The 18524-nt window shown below is 70.1% G+C and carries 23 protein-coding genes and 1 tRNA gene; 13 read left to right on the forward strand and 11 right to left on the reverse strand.

Features of this window, described 5'->3' with window-relative positions; all coding sequences use genetic code 11:
• Positions 1–2: 2 nt before the first annotated feature.
• Entirely contained in the window at positions 3–1118 is a 1116-nt protein-coding gene (gene mqnC, locus OCEPR_RS05390; RefSeq protein ID WP_013457699.1) for a cyclic dehypoxanthinyl futalosine synthase, read from the reverse strand.
• Positions 1119–1155: 37 nt separating this feature from the next.
• Here mqnC and OCEPR_RS05395 point away from each other — a divergent pair, with 37 nt between their 5' ends.
• Genes OCEPR_RS05395 through metG form a run of 9 tightly spaced genes read left to right on the forward strand, consistent with a single transcriptional unit; the run spans position 1156 to position 7562 of the window.
• Positions 1156–1644, forward strand: a complete 489-nt coding sequence (locus OCEPR_RS05395) for an adenosine diphosphatase (RefSeq protein WP_013457700.1) — start codon at positions 1156–1158, stop codon at positions 1642–1644.
• Between the two features lie 19 nt (positions 1645–1663).
• Positions 1664–2146, forward strand: a complete 483-nt coding sequence (locus OCEPR_RS05400; protein WP_013457701.1) for a peroxiredoxin — start codon at positions 1664–1666, stop codon at positions 2144–2146.
• Positions 2136–2819 carry a ribose 5-phosphate isomerase A gene (rpiA, locus tag OCEPR_RS05405; protein ID WP_013457702.1) on the forward strand — a complete coding sequence of 228 codons (684 nt, stop codon included), beginning with the start codon at positions 2136–2138 and terminating at the stop codon, positions 2817–2819. The genes OCEPR_RS05400 and rpiA overlap by 11 nt, the downstream gene beginning before the upstream one ends.
• Positions 2816–3085 carry a hypothetical protein gene (locus tag OCEPR_RS05410; protein WP_013457703.1) on the forward strand — a complete coding sequence of 90 codons (270 nt, stop codon included), beginning with the start codon at positions 2816–2818 and terminating at the stop codon, positions 3083–3085. The genes rpiA and OCEPR_RS05410 overlap by 4 nt, the downstream gene beginning before the upstream one ends.
• 20 nt (positions 3086–3105) lie before the next feature.
• Positions 3106–3387 carry a hypothetical protein gene (locus OCEPR_RS05415; RefSeq protein ID WP_013457704.1) on the forward strand — a complete coding sequence of 94 codons (282 nt, stop codon included), beginning with the start codon at positions 3106–3108 and terminating at the stop codon, positions 3385–3387.
• Positions 3388–3396: 9 nt separating this feature from the next.
• The gene (locus tag OCEPR_RS05420) at positions 3397–3729 is read left to right on the forward strand and encodes an arsenate reductase family protein (RefSeq protein WP_013457705.1); all 333 of its coding nucleotides are present in this window, start codon (positions 3397–3399) and stop codon (positions 3727–3729) included.
• Entirely contained in the window at positions 3726–4463 is a 738-nt protein-coding gene (locus OCEPR_RS05425; RefSeq protein WP_013457706.1) for an ABC transporter ATP-binding protein, read from the forward strand. The genes OCEPR_RS05420 and OCEPR_RS05425 overlap by 4 nt, the downstream gene beginning before the upstream one ends.
• Positions 4460–5626, forward strand: a complete 1167-nt coding sequence (locus OCEPR_RS05430) for an ABC transporter permease (protein WP_013457707.1) — start codon at positions 4460–4462, stop codon at positions 5624–5626. The genes OCEPR_RS05425 and OCEPR_RS05430 overlap by 4 nt, the downstream gene beginning before the upstream one ends.
• Before the next feature lie 55 nt (positions 5627–5681).
• A complete protein-coding gene (metG, locus tag OCEPR_RS05435; RefSeq protein ID WP_013457708.1) occupies positions 5682–7562 on the forward strand; it encodes a methionine--tRNA ligase in 1881 nt (626 codons plus the stop codon).
• Here the strand turns inward: metG and amrB are convergent.
• Both amrB and OCEPR_RS05445 read right to left on the reverse strand, forming a co-directional pair.
• Entirely contained in the window at positions 7548–8702 is a 1155-nt protein-coding gene (gene amrB, locus OCEPR_RS05440) for an AmmeMemoRadiSam system protein B (RefSeq protein WP_013457709.1), read from the reverse strand. The two genes, metG and amrB, sit on opposite strands and share 15 nt — an antisense overlap.
• Positions 8659–9993, reverse strand: a complete 1335-nt coding sequence (locus OCEPR_RS05445; RefSeq protein ID WP_013457710.1) for an HD domain-containing protein — start codon at positions 9991–9993, stop codon at positions 8659–8661. Before OCEPR_RS05445 ends, amrB begins: the two co-directional genes overlap by 44 nt.
• A gap of 17 nt (positions 9994–10010) precedes the next feature.
• Between OCEPR_RS05445 and coaE the strand changes: the two genes are divergently transcribed.
• Both coaE and OCEPR_RS05455 read left to right on the forward strand, forming a co-directional pair.
• On the forward strand, positions 10011–10607 hold the full coding sequence (gene coaE, locus OCEPR_RS05450; protein ID WP_013457711.1) for a dephospho-CoA kinase: 597 nt from the start codon (positions 10011–10013) through the stop codon (positions 10605–10607).
• Positions 10591–11403 (forward strand): helical backbone metal receptor, encoded by an 813-nt coding sequence (locus OCEPR_RS05455; RefSeq protein WP_013457712.1) that lies wholly within the window; start codon positions 10591–10593, stop codon positions 11401–11403. Before coaE ends, OCEPR_RS05455 begins: the two co-directional genes overlap by 17 nt.
• 12 nt (positions 11404–11415) lie before the next feature.
• Here the strand turns inward: OCEPR_RS05455 and OCEPR_RS05460 are convergent.
• Positions 11416–11505, reverse strand: a tRNA-Ser gene (locus OCEPR_RS05460).
• Positions 11506–11565: 60 nt separating this feature from the next.
• Between OCEPR_RS05460 and proC the strand changes: the two genes are divergently transcribed.
• Complete coding sequence (gene proC / locus OCEPR_RS05465) at positions 11566–12351, forward strand: pyrroline-5-carboxylate reductase (RefSeq protein WP_013457713.1); 786 nt, start codon at positions 11566–11568, stop codon at positions 12349–12351.
• On the forward strand, positions 12348–12908 hold the full coding sequence (locus tag OCEPR_RS05470) for a hypothetical protein (RefSeq protein ID WP_013457714.1): 561 nt from the start codon (positions 12348–12350) through the stop codon (positions 12906–12908). The genes proC and OCEPR_RS05470 overlap by 4 nt, the downstream gene beginning before the upstream one ends.
• Here OCEPR_RS05470 and OCEPR_RS05475 read toward each other — a convergent pair.
• Genes OCEPR_RS05475 through pyrH form a run of 7 tightly spaced genes read right to left on the reverse strand, consistent with a single transcriptional unit; the run spans position 12898 to position 18451 of the window.
• On the reverse strand, positions 12898–13536 hold the full coding sequence (locus OCEPR_RS05475) for a glycosyltransferase family 2 protein (RefSeq protein WP_013457715.1): 639 nt from the start codon (positions 13534–13536) through the stop codon (positions 12898–12900). The two genes, OCEPR_RS05470 and OCEPR_RS05475, sit on opposite strands and share 11 nt — an antisense overlap.
• A 2-nt stretch (positions 13537–13538) precedes the next feature.
• Positions 13539–14588, reverse strand: a complete 1050-nt coding sequence (locus tag OCEPR_RS05480; RefSeq protein ID WP_013457716.1) for a M50 family metallopeptidase — start codon at positions 14586–14588, stop codon at positions 13539–13541.
• Complete coding sequence (dxr, locus tag OCEPR_RS05485) at positions 14585–15688, reverse strand: 1-deoxy-D-xylulose-5-phosphate reductoisomerase (protein WP_013457717.1); 1104 nt, start codon at positions 15686–15688, stop codon at positions 14585–14587. Before dxr ends, OCEPR_RS05480 begins: the two co-directional genes overlap by 4 nt.
• Complete coding sequence (locus tag OCEPR_RS05490; protein ID WP_013457718.1) at positions 15685–16461, reverse strand: phosphatidate cytidylyltransferase; 777 nt, start codon at positions 16459–16461, stop codon at positions 15685–15687. Before OCEPR_RS05490 ends, dxr begins: the two co-directional genes overlap by 4 nt.
• Positions 16462–16486: 25 nt before the next feature.
• Positions 16487–17173 carry a polyprenyl diphosphate synthase gene (uppS, locus tag OCEPR_RS05495; RefSeq protein WP_013457719.1) on the reverse strand — a complete coding sequence of 229 codons (687 nt, stop codon included), beginning with the start codon at positions 17171–17173 and terminating at the stop codon, positions 16487–16489.
• The gene (gene frr / locus OCEPR_RS05500; RefSeq protein ID WP_013457720.1) at positions 17170–17727 is read right to left on the reverse strand and encodes a ribosome recycling factor; all 558 of its coding nucleotides are present in this window, start codon (positions 17725–17727) and stop codon (positions 17170–17172) included. The genes uppS and frr overlap by 4 nt, the downstream gene beginning before the upstream one ends.
• Before the next feature lie 16 nt (positions 17728–17743).
• Positions 17744–18451 (reverse strand): UMP kinase, encoded by a 708-nt coding sequence (pyrH, locus tag OCEPR_RS05505; RefSeq protein ID WP_013457721.1) that lies wholly within the window; start codon positions 18449–18451, stop codon positions 17744–17746.
• Positions 18452–18524: the final 73 nt, after the last annotated feature.

Genomic DNA, 18524 nt, shown 5'->3' on the forward strand with positions numbered 1-18524 from the left:
GGTCAGCCGACCGGCGAGGCGAGGAGCGCGTCCACGTCGGGTTCAGCGACGATCTCGTAGAAGACGTTGCGCTCGGCGGGGCGGAAGCCGGCCTCGACGATCTGGCGCACGATCTCCCGCACCGTGGCCGAGCGGCGCACGTTGCCGGAGGCGGCGGAGACCACGTTCTCCTCGAGCATGGTGCTGCCGAAATCGTTGGCCCCGTAGTAGAGCGCGGTCTGGGCCACCTTGAAGCCCATCGTCGGCCAGCTCGCCTGATGTCCGGCGATGTTGTCGAGGGCGATGCGGGCGACGGCCAGGGTCTGCAGGTACTCGTGGGCCGTGGCCCCGGGGAGCCGGCCGGCCAGGCGGGTGTTCTCGAGCTGCATCGTCCAGAGCGCGAAGCCCGAGAAGCCGTTGCCGTACTGCGCGAGCGCCCGGTCCTGCAGCTCGCGCAGGACGAGCAGGTGCTCCACCCGCTCCTCGGGCCCCTCGCCCATGCCGATGACCATGCTGGCGAGCGAGTACATCCCCAGCGCCAGGACCTCTTCGACGATCCGCACCCAGTCGGCGGTGGGGATGCGCGCGGGCGCGGCGGCGTGGCGGATGCGGTCGACCAGGATCTCCGCCCCCGCGCCGGGGACGCCGTCGAGGCCCGCGGCCTTGAGGCGCGACAGCACCTCGCGCGCGGGCATCCCGGTGAGCCGCTCGAGCCCCAGGATCTCCTCGGGACTGAAGGCGTCGATGCGAACGTCCGGATGCCGCTCCTTCAGGTAGCGCAGCAGCCCCTCGTACCACTCGAGCGGCAGGTCGGGGTTGACCCCGCCCTGCATGAGGATGCGCTTCCCGCCCACGGCTTCGAGCTCGGCCACCTTCCGGCCGACCTCCTCGTAGCTGAGGGTGTAGGCGTCGGGCTGGCGGCGGGTGCGGTAGAAGGCGCAGTAGCCGCAGCCGACGGTGCAGACGTTGGAGTAGTTGATGTTGCGGTCGATCAGGTAGGTGACGTGGTCGGGGTGGGCGCGCTCGAGCCTGAGCGCGTGGGCCACCGCGGCCACCTCGGCGAGCGGCCGGCGGTAGAGCTCGACGAGCTCCTCGCGCTCCAACCGTTCGCCCCGCGCCGCGCGGTCCAGGACGTCCATGCCGCCATGCTACCACCCGCCGGCCTACAATAAAGTCATGGAACTCAGGAAGGTGCCCATCGAAAAACCGGAGACGGCCAACGTGATCCTGGGCCACGCCCACTTCATCAAGACGGTCGAGGACCTGCACGAGGCGCTGGTGCAGTCGGTGCCGGGGATCCGCTTCGGCCTCGCCTTCAACGAGGCGAGCCAGGAGCGGCTGGTGCGCAAGAGCGGCACCGACGACGCGCTCGTGGAGCTGGCGGTGAAGAACGCCCTGGCCGTGGGCGCGGGCCACTTCTTCATCGTGGTGCTGGGCGAGGGCGTCTTCCCGATCAACGTGATGCACGCGCTGCGCACCGTGCCGGAGGTGGTGAACCTCTACGCGGCCACGGCCAACCCCCTGGCCGTGCTGGTGGCCGAAGAGGGCGACCAGCGCGCGGTCCTGGGCGTCTTCGACGGCCAGACGCCGCTGGGGGTGGAGGACGAGGCGGCGACCGAGCACCGCAAGGGGTTCCTGCGCGCGATCGGCTACAAGCTCGGTTAGCCGTGCTAGGCTTGGGCTCATGATCAGCGAAGGGACCAAAGCCCCCGACTTCGCCCTGCCCGACCAGGAGGGCCGGACCCACCGGCTTTCCGACTACGCCGGGCGCTGGGTGGTGCTCTACTTCTACCCCAAGGACAACACCCCCGGCTGCAGCCAGGAGGCGCGCGACTTCAATGCTTTGCAGGGCCGCTTCGTGGCGCTGGGGGCGGCGGTGCTGGGCGTCTCCAAGGACCCGGTGGAGAGCCACCGCCGATTCGCCGCGAAGCTGGGCCTGCGCTTTCCGCTGCTGGCCGACCCCGAGACCGAGGTGATCCACGCCTACGGCGCCTGGGGCAAGAAGAAGCTCTACGGCAAGGAGTACGAGGGTACGATCCGCTCGACCGTGCTCGTCGATCCGGAGGGGCGCGTCGCCCGCGTCTGGCCCAAGGTGCGGGTGAAGGGGCACGCCGAGGCGGTGCTGGCCGAGCTCGAGCGCCTGCAGGAGGACCGCCGTGGATCTTGAGGACCTGAAGCGACGCGCCGCCGAGGCCGCCGTGGGTTACGTCCACTCGGGCATGCGCCTGGGTCTCGGCACCGGCACGACCACCCGCTGGGCGGTGGAGCGGATCGGGGCCTTGCTGGCCGCGGGCGAGCTCGCGGACGTGGTGGGCGTGCCCACTTCGCGCGCCACCGAGGCGCTGATGCGCCGGGTCGGGATTCCCGTCGTCGAGCTCGACGAGCGCGGCGTCGACCTGGCCATCGACGGCGCCGACGAGATCGCGCCGGACCTGACCCTGGTCAAGGGGCACGGTGGGGCGCTCTTGCGTGAAAAGATCGTCGAAGCGGCGGCCGGCCGCTTCATCGTGATCGCCGACCACACCAAGCGGGTGCACGTCATCGGCGAGAAGAAGGCCGTCCCCATCGAGATCGCCCGCTTCGGCTGGCGGCGCACGGTGAGCCTCATCGAGGCGTTGGGGGCCCGCTGCACGGTGCGCCTCGACGGCAACCACGAGCCGGCCTTGAGCGACAACGGCAACCTGCTGGTCGACGCCCACTTCGGTCCCGTGGGGGACCCGCGGGGCCTCGAACAGCAGCTGCTCGCCCTTCCGGGCGTCTTCGAGGTGGGGCTGTTCGTCGGACTGGCCGATCTGGCCATCGTCGCCGGACCCGACGGAAAACTGGAGGAACTCTCGTGAGGCACGTCTTCACACCCTGGAAATCGCGCAGCGACCTCCCCGAGCCGCTCCAGGCCGCGGTGCGGGGCTGGGCCCACGAACACGAGGTGGGGGAGGTCGCCCTCGAGCCCATGGGCGAGCTGTTCGCCGTGCGGCTCAACATGAGCGCCGATCCGGTACCCGGAATCTACGTGCCCGCTGCGGCGCTGGCGGATCCGGAGGCGCTCCTGGAAATGCTGGACGCGGCGCTCGAGGTTTACTATGCTGAACTTAACTTAAACCAGTAGCTTCGCAAAGGAGGTGCCCCATGGCAGCACGTGGAGACTGGCTGGAGTACACGCGCGAACGCGCCCCCGAGGGCGTTCCCCAGGACGTCTACGACGTGGTCCGCCGCTGGCTGGAGACCCACGAGGTCGCCGAGGTGGACCTGGAGCCGATGAACGGCTACTACGCCATCCACATCAACGGCGCGCCGGAGCCCGTTCCCGGCGTCTTCCTGCCCAAGACGCTGGAGCACGACCCCCAGGCCGTACGCGACCTGCTGGACGCCGCCTTCGCCGTCTACGAACAAGAGATCGCCGCCCACTAGGAGGCCCCCGTGCCCACCGTCAACTTCTACTGCAAGAAGACCTGCAAGTCCTGCCAGAAGGCCCAGCGCTGGCTCGACGAGCGCGGCGTCGACTACCGCTTCATTGACTACACCAAGCAGCTTCCGCCCCGGGAGGTCATCGAGGCCGCCCTGCGCGAACGGGGCGCCGGGGCCCTGCGCAAACGCCACCGAAGATTCAAGGAGCTGAAGGACGCCGGACCCGAAGTCTGGTTGCGTGAGGTCGAAGCCGACCCCAACCTGCTCGGCCGCCCGATCCTCGTCTGGCCCGACGGCCGCTGGGTGATGGGTTTCGGCCCCGATTGGGAGGACCTCTTCGCATGAACGAGCCGCTCGTTCGTCTGAAGGGTCTGGCCAAACGGTACGGCAACACGGAAGCGCTCAGGGGCGTCGACCTCGAGGTCGGCGCGGGGGAGGCCTTCGGCCTCCTCGGCCCCAACGGCGCCGGCAAGACGACGACGCTGCGCATCCTCGCCACCCTGATCCGGCCCTCCGCGGGGGAGGCCTGGGTGAACGGCCGCAGCGTCCTCCGCGACCCCCTGGCCGTCCGCCGCAGTCTGGGCATCGTCAACGGGGGAATGGGCCTGTACGAGCGGCTGACCGGGCGGGAAATCCTTCACTTCTTCGGACGCTTCTACGGGCTCGACCCGGAGGAGCTCGACGCCCGCATTCGATGGCTCGACGAAATGCTCGGACTCGGAGCCGTCCTCGACAAGCGCGTCGAGGCGATGTCGAGCGGGATGATTCAGAAGATCGTCGTCGGCCGCGCGATCCTGCACCGTCCGCCAGTGCTGCTGCTCGACGAGGCCACCCAGGGGCTCGACGTCTTCGCCCGGCGCGCGCTCCTCGACTTCGTCCAGGAGTACAAGGCCTCGGGGCACACGATCGTCTACTCGACCCACGTGCTGCCCGAGGCCGAGGAGGTCTGCGACCGCGTGGGGTTCCTGCACCGGGGCCGTCTGCTCTTCGTCGGCAGCGTAGCCGAGGCCAAGGAAAGGTACGCCACCGACTCGTTGGAGCGCGCCTTCATTCGCGCCGCTGAGGAGGTGCCGGCATGAAGGCGTGGTACTACGTCGCCCTCAAGGAGATCGTCAGCACCTGGCGCGACAAACGAACCATCCGCAACGTCCTCGTGCTTCCGGTGCTGCTCATGCCGCTGTTCATGTACGGCCCGGCCTTCCTCATGAGCGACATCGAGTCCCGCACCCAGGCCACGGTGCAGAAGGTCGGGGTGCGCGACCTGCCGCCAGAGGTTCTCGAGCTCTTCGCCCCGGCGAACCTCGAGCCGATCCCGGTCGACGACCCCAAGGCCGCCGTCGAGGCCGAGCGGGTGGACGCCGCGATCGTCTGGCGCGACGGCCGTTTCGTCATCTACGCCATGGAGGGGGCCAAGCCCGTCAAGGCCGGGCTGGTCGTCGCCAAGGTGCGGCGGGTGCTCGACCGCTACAAGGACGCGCTGGTCGCGGAACGCCTGCGCGCGGTCGGCCTCGATCCCGGGGTGCTGGAGCCGTTCGAGGTCGAGGTGAGCGACGTGTCGCCGCCCGAGGCGCAGGGCGCCGGCGTGCTCGGGGGGATGATCCCCTACTTCCTGATGCTGTTCATCATGATGGGGGCCATGGCCGTCGTCATCGACGCCACGGCCGGGGAGAAGGAAAAGGGAACGCTCGAGGCGTTGCTCGCCGCGCCCGTGGCCCACCTGGAGCTCGCCACGGGCAAGATGTTCGCGGGCCTCGTCTTCGCCGTGGTCACCTCGATAAGCGGCCTCGCGGGCCTGCTGCTCGGCGGGGCGCTCTTCCGCAGCCTGGCGCAGGGCGAGACCTTCGAGGCCATGAGCGGAAGTTTTTCGCTCTCCTTCGAGGCCACCCTGCTCCTCTTCGTGACCGCGGTGCTCTACGCCGCCTTCATCACCGCGCTGCTCGTCGCCGTCGGCATGTACGCCCGCAGCTACAAGGAGGCCCAGACCTACGTCAGCCCGCTCTACATGGTGCTGATCGTGCCGCTGCTCGTCCTCATGTTCGCCTCCGACTTCCTCAGCCAGAACCTCTGGCTCTACGCCCTGCCGGTCTTCAACGTCTACCTGGCGATCGATCAGATCATCAAGGCCCAGATCGGCTCGGCGGCGCTGCTCGTTACCTGGCTCAGCAGCCTGATCTACGTGGCCGCGGCCACCTACTGGGCTTCGCGCAACTTCTCCGACGAGGGCGTGCTGTTTCGCAACTGACCCCTACCGCCCCTCCAGGGCATCGGGTACGATGCCCTGGAGGGGGTAGGACCGCGTGAAGAAGACCTTCTACGTCACCACGCCCATCTACTACGTCAACGCGCGGCCGCATATCGGCCACGCCTACACGACGATCAACGCCGACTTCCTGGCGCGCTGGCACCGGCTCGACGGCTACGACACCTTCTTCCTGACCGGCACCGACGAGCACGGGGAGAAGATCGCCCAGGCCGCCGAGCGCGCCGGCAAGCCGCCCCAGCAGTTCGTAGACGAGGTCGCCGAGGAGTTCAAGAAAGCCTGGGAAGTCCTTCACATATCCTACGACGACTTCATCCGGACCACCGAGCCGCGCCACAAGAAGGTGGTGCAGCGCTACCTGCAGGAGATCTACGACCGCGGGGACATCTACTACGGCGAGTACGAAGGCCTCTACTGCGTGGGCTGCGAGCGCTTCCTGACGGAAAAAGAGCTGGTCGACGGCAAGTGCCCCGACCACGGGGTGGAGCCGGAGCCGCGGCGCGAGGGCAACTACTTCTTCAAGATGGAGAAGTACCGCACCTGGCTGCGCGGCCACATCCAGAAGCACCCCGGTTTCGTCCGCCCCGAGCGCTACCGCAACGAGGTGCTCGCGATCCTCTCCGAGCCGATCGGCGACCTCTCCATCTCGCGCCCCAAGAGCCGCGTCAGCTGGGGCATCGAGCTGCCCTGGGACCCCGACCACGTCACCTACGTCTGGTTCGACGCTCTGCTCAACTACATCTCCGCCCTCGGCTACCCCGACGGCGAGCGCTTCCAGAAGTACTGGCCCGCGGCCCAGCACATGATCGGCAAGGACATCCTCAAGACCCACGCGGTCTTCTGGCCGACGATGCTGAAGGCGGGCGACGTCGCGGTGTACCGGCACCTCAACGTCGGCGGGCACCTGCTCGCGGACGGACGCAAGATGTCCAAGAGCCTCGGCAACGTCATCGATCCCTTCGAATGGGCCAGGAAATACGGCCCCGACGCGGTGCGGTACTACCTTCTGAAGGAAACCCCCTACGGCCTCGACGGTGCGGTCAGCGAAGCGGGGCTGGTGGAGCGCTACAACGCCGACCTCGCCAACGACCTCGGCAACTTGCTGCAGCGGGTGCGCACGATGGTGCTGAAATACCGTCAGGGGCGGCTGCGCTTCCAGCAGCCGGGCGCGGCGGAGCACGAGGTCGTCGAGGCCGCGGAGGCCCTGGTTCCCAAGGTGCGCGGGCTGGTCGGCGAGCTGCGCTTCAACCAGGCGCTCGAGGAGGTGCTGCAGTTCGTCCGGAGCCTCAACCGCTACATCAACGAGCGCGCCCCCTGGAAGATCGCGGACGCCGAGGAGCTCGACCGCGTGCTCTACACCGCGGTGGAGGGCATGCGCGTCGCCTCGGTCTTGCTGGAGCCGGCGATGCCGGTGAAGATGGCCGAGCTGCGCGCCGCCTTGGGCCTGGGTCCGTTGCGCGTGGCCGACGTGGAGCGTTGGGGAGGGCTGCCCGACGGCCACCTCCTGCCGGTGGAGGCGCCGATCCTCTTTCCCAAGGTCGAGCAGCGGCGCACCACCGGCGACGCGCAACCGCCCGAAAAGGAAGAGGCGCCGCCGATCGCCTACGACGACTTCGCCAAGCTCGACCTGCGGGTGGCCAAGGTCGTGGGCGCGGAGAAGCACCCCAACGCCGACCGCCTGCTCGTGCTTCGCCTCGACGTCGGAGGCGAAGAGCGCACCGTCGTCGGCGGCCTGGCGGGGCATTACCGCCCCGAGGAGCTGGTGGGGCGGCGGGTCGTCCTGCTCGCCAACCTGAAGCCGCGCAAACTGCGCGGCGTGGTTTCCCACGGCATGCTGCTCGCCGCCGAAGGGGCGGACGGCGAGCTGGCGCTGCTCATGCCCGACAAGGACGTCGAACCCGGTTCAAGCGTCGGCTGAAAAGGCGACGACCCCCGCTCCCACCGCGCTCAGGGTGGGCACCTCGGGCGAGAGCGCGTACCCCAGAACGACGCCGCGGCCGGCGAAGAGCCGGTGCCCCGCGTGCACCGCGGCGTAGGCGTCGACGTAGGTGGAGTTGCCGGCGGGAATCAGCGACGCCCAGGCGGCCTCGAACGATCCTGCGGCCACGAGCTCGAGGTAGCGCCGGTCGACGGTGCGCGCCTGCGTCACCCTTTCGCGGTCGAGGGGCGGATGGCCGAAGCGGGCCCCCACGTGCGAGAGGTCCACGCTGGCCAGGGGCCAGAGCGGGTAGCGTTCGGCGAGCAGCGCGAGCGCCTGCGCCAGCTCGTCGAGTTCGGCCTTGCGTTCCGGATCGCCGCTGACGATCAGGGGAAGGATCCGCGGCGCGTCGTCGCTCCAGGCCGCCTTAAGGAAGACCGCCGGGAACTCGATCGAATGCTCCTCGCGGAAGGCGAGGGGGGTGTTGAAGAGCTCGAAGGGCAGCAGCGCGTCCAGGGCTTGCAAGGCCTCCAGGTCGACGGGCAGCGGCCCGAGCGGGGTTTCCAGCGGCGTGCCCCAGGCGGCCGCGACCTCGCTGAGGCCCCGGTGGGCCACGCCCAGGACGACGGCCCGGGCCGGGGGCGGTGTGCGGCGCATGGACTCGACCGCCGCGCCGTAGAGTTCGGGGACCCGCGCCGGTTCCAGGTGGGGCATCACCAGCCCTCCGGCCGCGGCCGCGACTTCGCCGACGCGGAGCGCGCGCAGGGTTTCGACGTAGCTGCGGAACGCCTCCGGGTCGCGGGGGTAGCTGCGGTCGGCCAGCGCCATGGGGCGCGGCTCCCGCAGGTAGCTCCGCAACCGTTCCTCGGCGAGTTCGCGCAGCCGGGGGTCTTCGAGGAAACGGGCCTTCTCCAGGGCCGCCAGCAGCTCCTCGAGCTTTTCCCGCGGCACGACCGATCCGTGCTCGCGCAGCAGCAGCGCCTGGACGTCTTCGAGGCTGCGCGTACCGTCGAACAGGGTGGCGATGTAGTAGGCCTCGGGGCTGAGGATCAGCACCTGTTCCGAAAGGCCCAGAGGATCGGTGAGGGCGAGGCCCTCAGGAGTCTCCTGAACGTCCAGTTCGCGCAGTTTCGGTTGCATACCACCATTCTACGAAACGCACCGCTTCTTCACGCCGCTGCACCGTGCCCAGCCACTGAGCTTCGCGCAGGGCCTGGAGCGCCCGGCCCACCACGGGGCCCGGTTCGAGGCCCAGCAGGGCCATGACCTCTTCGCCGCCGAGCAGGGGTTCGGGCTCGCCCGCGCGCACGGCCTCGCGGGCCTCCTGCAGCGCTTCGTAAAGGGGCCGCAGCCGCGCCTCCACGTTGCCGGATCGCGGGCCGCGCGTCGCCGCACGGTCGGCGATCTGCAGCATGACGAGGTCGGGCAGCAGGTCCCGGTGGCGCAACAGCCAACGGCGCCGGGCGCGCGGCGGGGACGGAGGGACCTGCATGTGGCGCGCGACGAGCCGCCGGACCGCGGCGACGACCGCCCGGCCGTAGCGCAGGCGCCGCAGAAGCGTCGCCGCCAGGGCGGCGCCGTCCTCGTCGTGGTGGAAGAAGCGGTAGTAGCCGCGTTCCGGATCCCAACGGCGCACCAGCGGTTTGGCGACGTCGTGGAGCAGCGCGGCCCAGCGCAGCTCGCGACCGGCTCCGGGAAACCGCCGGAGCAGCTGATGGAGGGCCTCCAGCTCGTGGCGGAGGACGTCCAGGTGGTGATAGCCCCGTTGCTCGACCCCCGCGCCCGAGGTCCACTCGGGCAGGTAGGCGTCGGCCAGCCCCCAGCGCCAGAGCAGGTGAAAGCCCCAGGCGGCCCGAGGGTGCATCAGGATCCGGTCCAGCTCGTCGCGGGTGCGTTCCCAGGCGGGCCGGCGCCCGAAACGCTGCCGCTGCGCGAGCGCCCGGATCCAGCCGAGGGTACGGGCTTCGGGGCGCAGGGCGTGGGTCACCGCGAGGCGGGCCCCGCGAAGGGGGCGGAGGGGATCGGATTCCAGCACGGCGGGCGACGGCGTTCGCAGAATCCGTCGCTCCAGGTCGTGGCGCGCGGTTGCAGGGGCCAGGACGGCCCCGCGGCGGTTCGCGGCCAGGGCGTCGACGGTGTAGTCGCGCCGCAGCAGGTCTTCCTCGAGGCGCTGCGGGGCGGGGGTGAAGTCGTAGCTCCGCCCGCCCGCCCGCACCCGCCAGTGGCCGCGCCGGGCGTCCAGGCAGAAGACTGCGCCGCCGCTGGCGGCGGCGCAGGCCCGCGCGGCCGCCGCGGGATCCGCGGCGGTGAAGTCGAAGTCGCGCGGCTCGAGCCCCCACCAGAGGTCGCGCACCGCCCCACCCACGAGCCATCCGCCCTCGGGCCAGCAGGGCAGCTCGGGCAGGCGCACGCGACCGATCACCCGGACCACGAGGGTAGTATAGTCCCGTGAAGGTCGTCGGCCTCACCGGCAACATCGGCAGCGGCAAGACCACGGTCGCGCACGAGCTCGAGCGGCTGGGGGCCGAGGTGATCTACGCCGACGAGCTCGCCCGCGAGGCGCGCGCGGCGCTGGCTCCGGAGATCTGCCGCGCCTTCCCCGACGCGTGCGCCGAAGGGCGCCCCGACGACCGCAGGCTGGCGCAGAAGGTCTTCGCGGACCCGGCCGCCCGCCGGCGGCTCGAGGCCATGATCCATCCGTGGGTGAGGCGGGCCGTCCTGCAGCGGCTCGAGCGGCTGGCGCAGCGCGAAACCCCGCCCGCGCTGGTCGTGCTCGAGCTGCCGCTGCTCTTCGAAACCGGCTGGAACCCCGCGCCCGACGGCGTTCTCGTCGTCGCCGCCCCGGACGAGCTGCGGGCGCGGCGCGTGGCCGAGCGGTCGGGGCTGTCGCTCGAAGAGTTTCGCGCCCGCGACGCCGCGCAACTTCCCCAGGCGGAGAAGGTGCGCCGGGCCGACTGGGTGATCGTCAACGACGGCGACCTCGACGCGCTGCGTGCGCAGGTGCGGCGCTGGTACGCGGAGGTGGTGCGTGAAGGTTCGGCATGATGCGTTGGGGGTCTTGGAGCTTCCCGACGATCCTCGGCGGATCGTCAGCCTGGCCCCGAACGTTACCGAGGCGTTGTTCGCCCTTGGCGCCGGGGAGCGGCTGGTGGGGAGGAGCGCCTTCTGCTGGCGCCCGGACGCCGCGGCCCGTCTTCCCGTCGTATCCAGCTATACGAAAATACGCTGGGAACTGCTTCACGAGCTTCGTCCCGACCTCGTCTTCACCACGACGGCGGTGCAAGGGGAGACTACGCGGGCGCTTCACGAACGCGGTTACCCCGTCTGGCCGCTGCCCCTGCCCAACAGCCCCTGGGGAATCCTCGAAAACCTGGCGACCCTGGGCGCGTTCCTCGGACTTGCGGAGGCCGCCGCCGAGCTCGCCGGCGCCCTGGCGGCACGCTACGGGGCGCTGGCCGGGAGGCTGCGCGGGTTGCGGGTCTACTTGGAGTACGACCTCGGTGGCCCGATCACGATCGGCCGCGCCGCGTTCATGAGCGCCGCGTTGGCCCACCTGGGGGCGGTCAACGTCTTCGGCGACCGCCCCGAGGCCTACTTCGAGCCCGAGATCGGCGCCGTGCTGGAGCGCGCCCCCGACCTCCTCGTCTTCGAACCCAAACGCATCCAGAACCGCGAGGCCCAGCTGCGGGCGGTGGAGCAGAAGCTGGAGGCCCGCGGCTGGCGCGGCCGGCCCTGGGTCGCGACCCGCGGCGACGAACTGGCGCACTTCGGGCCGGGGTTCTTCGGCTACCTGGAAACCTGGGCGGAGGCGATGGTCAAAGCGGTCGAAGAGCCCGCCTAGGCGGGCTCGGTCTGGCGGAGAGGGCGGGATTCGAACCCGCGGTACGGTTGCCCGTACACACGCTCTCCAGGCGTGCCCCTTCAGCCACTCGGGCACCTCTCCATGCCGACCTCAAGCGTAACAAACCCCGATGGGAGCGTCAAGCATGCTAGACTTGGGGGCATGAAGTTGGTCTTCGTCGGCCTGGGCAAGATGGGCCGCAGCATCCTCGAAGGAGTCCTCGCCGCCGAATTTCTCAGCCCCGAGCAGATCGGGGTCATCGACCGGGGGCCGGAGCGCACCCGCGAACTCGCCGCCCTCTACGGCATCGCGCCGCTCGAGAACGGCGACCTGGCCAGCGCCGAACGCGTGCTGATCGCGGTGCAGCCCAAGCAGTTCCCCGAGATCGCCGAGCGCATCGCGCACCCCCAGGTGGGCTACCTGAGCATCATGGCGGGGGTTTCCACTGCGGTGCTGGCCCGCCGCCTCGGCACCCGCCGCGTCGTGCGGGCCATGCCCAACCTGGCCGCCACCATCCGCAAGAGCACCACCGCGCTGACCGCGCCCAAGGAGGCCCAGGAGGTCGGGGACCTGGAGTTCGCGGTCCGCCTTTTCAAGACCGTGGGCGACGCCTACACCCTCCCCGAAAGGCTTTTCGACGCCTTCACCGGCATGGCCGCTTCCGCGCCCGCCTACCTGGCCATCGTCGCCGAGGCGCTCGCCGACGGCGGGGTCAAGATGGGCATCCCCCGCGGCGAGGCGCTCTCCTTCGCCGCGGACGTGCTGGTGGCCACCGGCGAGCTGATGCGCCTCAAGCACCCCGCGGTCATCAAAGACGAGGTGGCCAGCCCCGGAGGCACCACGATCCACGGCGTGGCGGCCCTGGAAGAGGGGCGGGTGCGGCACGCCCTCGTTCGCGCGGTCGAGGCCGCGACGCGCCGCGGGCACGAACTCGGGGAGGAAGAATGACGCGCGCCGCCGTACTCGGGCTGCTCCTCTCCCTCGCTTCCGCCTTCGCCGCGGCGCCCAACTACTACCCGCACAAGGTCGGCATGCGCTGGCTCTACACCTCGGGGGAGACCCAGGAGCTCAGCGAGACCCGCCAGGTCTCCGGCCAGGAGGTCTGGGTGCTCACCCACAGCTACGGCGGCGCGGTGCGCTACACCGACTTCCTCCGCTACGGCGAGGACGGGGTCTGGCTCCTGGGGGTTGACTTTGGCGCGGGCGTGCAGGCCTACGACCCCGCCATCCAGCTCTACCCGCCGGCCCCGCTGCGCGTCGGGCTCGCCTGGAGCAGCCGGGTGACCTTCCGCGGCTCGACCCTCGTCGTGGTCAACAAGGTGCTGCGGATCGAAGGGGTCGAGGTGCCCGCGGGCCGCTACAACGCCTTCGTCATCCGTTCGTCGATGACCGCCGAGGGCGGGGGGGCGAACGTCGTCGACATGTACTTCGTTCCGGGAATCGGCATCGTGCGCTACGCCACCCAGGACGGCGGGCAGATCGACCTGCAGGACTTCAAGCCTTAGGGCGCAGGGCGTAGCGGAGGATCTGCAGGTACATCCGCAGCCGGTGCGCCAGCCCGGCAAGCAGGCCGCGCTTCTCCTCCTTGAGCCTCTGCCCGACGCCCTCGAGGGGGACGTAGCGCACGCGCCACCCCCGGCTGCGGGCGTAGCGGGTCAGCTTCAGCTCCACGTCGTAACGGGCCTGCGCGAGGCCGGGGAGTTCGCGCAAGCGGTCGCGCGCCAGGGCGCGCTGGCCGGAGAGCTGGGGGGTGATGCGGTTGCCGATGTCGCTCAGCCAGCGCCCCCCGCGAAAGACGCCCACGGTCATGTCGGCCTCGCCCTCGAGCAGCGGGTCGAGGAGAACGCGCAGGTGCTCGGGCTTGAGCCCCGTCAGGTCGGCGTCCAGGAGGATGACGTAGGGGCTGACGACCTCGGCCAGCCCCGCGGCGTAGGCGCCGCCCTTGCCGCGGTTGACCGGCAGGCGCACCACCCGGGCCCCCGCGGCGGCCGCCCGCTCGGCGGTGCGGTCGCTGGAGCCGTCGTCCACCACGACGACCGGGAAGCCCGCGGGCTTGACCGCCTCGACGACCTGCGCGATCGTCGCCTCCTCGTTGTAGGCGGGGATCAACACGGTCGCCAGCGGTTCGGACACGGCTAACTCCCGAAGAGGCGTTGCACGTCCTGGAAGGTGACGAGCACCATGAGCAGGATCAGGAAGACGAAGCCGATGAAGTTGATCAGCGCCTCGTGCTCGGGCCGGATGCGCCCGCCCGAGACGGCGTTGAGGAAGACGAGCAGCAGCCGCCCGCCGTCGAGGCCGGGGATCGGCAGCAGGTTGAAGACCGCGAGGGAAAGGTTGATCAGCGCCGCGAGCTGCACCACGGCCATGAGGCCGGCCTTGGCGGCCTCTCCGGCGAGGTTGACGATGCCGACCGGACCCACGAGCTCGTTGCTGGGGCTGCCGACGAGCAGCCCCGCGAGGCCGCGGGTGAAGCTGCGCAGCATCTCCGGGAGGAAGCGCAGCGAGGTGTCCACTGCGGTCACGAAGGCGCGTACGAAGCCGGGGCGCTCGTAGACCACCTCGGGACCGTACCGCACCCCCAGCTTGTCGCGCGTGCCGTCCCAGACGAAGCGGATCTCGATTGTCTTCCCTTGCCGTTCGACGGTCAGGGTGTGGGGGCCGGTGCGGCTCTTGACCTCGTTCAGGTCGGTGTAGTGCTGCAGCGGCCGACCGTCGATGGCGACGATCAGGTCGCCCGGCCGCAACCCGATCTCCTGGGCGAGGCTGCCTTCGACGACCGAGATCACCTGGGCGTGGGTTTCCACGGGCTTGGGGATGCCCTGGGCGGTGTACACCCAGGCCATCAGGAACCAGGCGAGCAGGAGGTTCATGATCACGCCGCCCACCAGGATCAGCACCTTGCCCGGCAGGGCCAGGCCCGCGAATCCGTGACGAGGCGGGATGGGCTTCCCCTCCGGGGTGAAGTCGGGGGCCATGCCCTCGATCTCGGCGTAACCGCCCAGCGGGATCAGCGAGAGCCGCCACTCGGTGCCGGCCCAGCGCATCCGCAGCAGCGGCGGGCCGAAGCCGATGGAAAACGCCGGGACGCGGACACCCTGGAGACGGGCGGCCAGGTAGTGCCCCAGCTCGTGGATGAAGATCGAAACCCCAAGGATGAGGATCAGAACGACGGCCGTGTTCAAAGCTGCTCCTCCGCCTCTGCGCGCGCCCAGGCGTCGGCCGCGTAGAGGTTCTCCCAGGTTAACGGGTCGGGCGGGGTTTTGCCTAGAACGGACTCGACGACCCGGGCGATGCCGGTGAAGCCGAGCCGGCCCGAGAGAAAGGCCTCGACCGCGACCTCGTTGGCGGCGTTGAGCACGGTGGGGGCCAGCCCCCCCTGAGCGCCGGCGCGGTAGGCCAGTTCGAGGGCGGGGAAGCGCTGCAGGTCCGGGGGTTCGAAGTCGAGCCGCGGCGGCAACGGCTCCGCGGCCCGGGGGGTGGGGGCGCGTTCGGGGTAGGTGAGGGCGTACTGGATCGCGAGGCGCATGTCGGTGGGCCCCAGGACCGCCTTGATCTGGCCGTCGACGAAGCGCACCAGCGAGTGCACGTACGACTGGGGGTGGACGACGACCTTGATGCGTTCCAGCTCCGTTCCGAAGAGGGCGTGCGCCTCGAGCACCTCGAGCCCCTTGTTCATCAGGGTGGCCGAGTCGATGGTGACCTTGGGGCCCATCGACCAGCGCGGATGGCGGAGCGCCTCCTCGGGGGTGACGCCGCTCAGGTCCTCCGGTCCTTCGCGGAACGGGCCGCCCGAAGCCGTGAGGACCAGTTCGGCCACGTCCTCGGGCCGCTCGCCCGCGAGGGCCTGGAACAGCGCGGAGTGCTCTGAGTCGACGGGAACGAAGGCGGCCCCGTACTTGCGGGCCTCTTCCTGAAGCAGCGGACCCGCCGCGACCATGCTTTCCTTGTTGGCCAGGGCCACGCGGCGGCCGGCGCGCACGGCGGCGCGCACGGGTTCGAGCCCGGCGAGTCCGGGAATGGCGGCGACGACGACGTCGGCGTCCCACGCCGCGACCTCGGCCGCCGAGGCGGCGGCGCGCACTCCGGGCGGCAGCTCGGGCACGCCGCCGGCGGCGTAGACGACCTCGGGGCGGAAGGCCCGCACCTGCTCGGCCAGCAGCGCACGGTTCCTTCCCGCGGCCAGTCCGACGACCTTCCAGCCACGCCAGCGCACGACGTCCAGGGTCTGGGTACCGATGGAGCCGGTGGAGCCGAGAACGACGACGCGCAGGGGTTCGCTCATGTAAAGATCACCAGCAGATAGTACGTGAGGGGGACGCTGAAGATCAAGCTGTCCAGGCGGTCGAGCAGCCCCCCGTGGCCGGGAAGGAACTGGCCCGAGTCCTTGACGCCGGTGTAGCGCTTGAGCATCGATTCGGTGAGGTCGCCCAGCTGGGCGGCGAAGCTGAGCAGCACCGCGAAGACCAGCAGCTCGCCGCGCCCGAAGGGGAAGGCGCCCTGGATGAGCCAGGTGTAGGTGAACAGCGCCAGGAAGGCGGCCACCAGACCGCCGACGAAACCCTCCACCGTCTTGTTGGGGCTGACGGTCGGCGCCAGCTTGGTGCGTCCGATCGTGCGCCCTACGAAGTAGGCGCCCACGTCGGTGGCGAAGGTCGCGACGAGCGGCAGCGAGAGGGTGACCAGCCCCAGGGTGGCGTCGGGGGAGTAGCGCAGGAGCAGGAAGTAGCCGAGGGTCCAGGGCAGGTAGAGCAGGGCCAGGACGCTGAACGCCAGCCGGGGAATGTTGGCCCCGGCGAAGAGCTCGTAGATGAAGGCCGCGAAGAGGACGAGGCCGAGGGCGACCTCGCGCCAGGGCACGCCCGGGTTCTGCTCGTAGAGCGCCGGCAGCGAGGCCGTGAGCAGCAGCAAACCGCCGAGGCGCAGCACCCACAGGTTCAGCCGCACCGACCTGCGCGCGAACATCTGGGCGAGCTCGCCGGTGCCGATCCAGAGGGCGAGGACGAGCGCGGGGCCGATGAGCGGCAACCCGACCCAAAGGATGAGGAAGAGCACCACCAGCGCGACCGCGCCGGAGAGGGTTCTATCCTTGAGGGACTCCGCCGAAGCGTCGCCTGCGGGTTTGGTAGGCTCGGATGGCGTGGGCAAACTCCTCCTTCGTAAAGTCGGGCCAGAGCGTCTCGGTGACCCAGATCTCGCTGTACGCGCTCTGCCAGAGGAAAAAGTTCGAGAGGCGCATCTCGCCGCTGGTGCGGATGATCAGGTCCGGATCCGGCATCTCCGGCAGGTAGAAGGCCGCGCGCAGGCTGGCCTCGGTGATCGGCTCCCCGAGGGCGGCCAGCTGCGCGGCGGCGCGGACGATTTCCTGGCGGCCTCCGTAGTTGAGGGCGCCGACGAGGTGCAGGCGGTCCGCGTTCGCCGAGGCCCGCTCGGCGGCTTCGATGGCCGCGCGCAGGCTGTCGGGCAGGTGAAGGCGGTCGCCGATGATGTGGATGCGCACCCCGCGCTCCACGAGCTCGGGCGTCTCCTCGCGCAGCACGCTCTCGAAGAGTTCGAAAAGCGCCCGGACCTCGCTCGAGGGGCGCCGCCAGTTCTCCGTGGAGAAGGCGAAGAGGGTGAGCCACTCGACGCCGGCTTCGAGCGCACCGCTCACGGCCTCGCGGATGGCGCCGTGGCCCGCCAGGTGGCCGCGGTAGCGGGGGAGGCCGCGGGCCTCGGCCCAGCGGCCGTTGCCGTCCATGATGATGGCCACGTGGCGGGGGAGGCTCATTCGCTGAGGATTTCCTTTTCCTTGGCCTCCAGCTCGGCGTTGATCTTCTCGATGAACTCGTCGGTGAGCTCCTGGACCTCTTTCTCGGCGCGCTTGACGTCGTCCTCCGGGAGGTGCTCTTCTTCGCTCATCTTCTTGATGCGGTGCAGCGCGTCACGCCGGATGTTGCGCACGGCCACGCGCGCCTCTTCGGCGTAGTTGTGCGCGGCCTTGACGATCTCCTTGCGCCGTTCCGCGGTGAGCGCGGGGATGTTGATGAAGAGGGTGTCGCCCTGGTTGTTGGGGTTGAGGCCGAGGTCGGAGTCGCGGATGGCCTTTTCGATCAGGGGCAGCGCGTTCTGGTCCCAGGCCTGCACGACCAGCGTGCGCGCGTCGGGCGCCGAGATGCTGGCCAACTGATTGAGCGGCATCATGGAGCCGTAGTAGTCCACCTTGATGTGCTCGAGTAGCGCCGGGTTGGCGCGGCCGGTGCGCAGCGTCGCCAGGTTGGACTCGAAGACCTCGAGCGTCTTCTGCATGTGTTCGCGGGTTTCCTTGAACAGCGGTTTGAACATGCGCCACCTCCGGTTCCTATTCGTGAATTATAGTCCCGATGCGTTCCCCTTGAATGATACCGACGAGGGCGCCCGGCTGGAAGATGTCGAAGACGACGATGGGCAGCTTGCCCTCCATGCAGAGGCTCACCGCGGTCGCGTCCATGACCTGCAGGCCCTTGGCGAGCAGGTCGAGGTAGGTGAGCTCGTCGAACTTGCGGGCGTTCGGGTTCTTGCGGGGGTCGTCGTCGTAGACGCCGTCGACCTTGTTCTTAGCCATCAGCACCGCGTCGGCGCCGATCTCGAGCCCGCGCAGGGCGGCGGCGGTGTCGGTGGAGAAGAAGGGGTTGCCGGTGCCGCCGCCGAAGATGACGACCCGCCCCTTTTCCAGGTGGCGCAGCGCCCGGCGGCGGATGTAGGGTTCGGCGACCTCGGTGATCGTCAAGGCCGTCTGCACGCGGGTCTCCAGCCCCTCGCGCTCGAGCGCGTCCTGCAGGGCCAGGGCGTTCATGACCGTGGCCAGCATCCCGATGTAGTCGGCGGTGGCGCGGTCCATCCCCATCCCCTGACGGGTGCCGCGCCAGAGGTTGCCGGCCCCCACGACGATCCCCATCTCCACGCCGGTGGCGTGGGCGCGGGCGATCTCGGCGGCGAGGCTCTGGGTGGCCTCGGCCGAGTAGCCGCGGCCGTCGTCGGCGGCGAGGAACTCCCCCGAAAGCTTGAGCAGTACGCGTTTGTAATTCAACGTGCCCTCCATTTCCGAGCATACCGGATGGCAGCAAAGCGCCCCCGCGAACTTCGCGGGGGCGTCGCCCTCG

It is taken from the genome of Oceanithermus profundus DSM 14977 (assembly GCF_000183745.1).
GTDB classification, from domain to species: Bacteria; Deinococcota; Deinococci; order Deinococcales; family Marinithermaceae; genus Oceanithermus; species Oceanithermus profundus.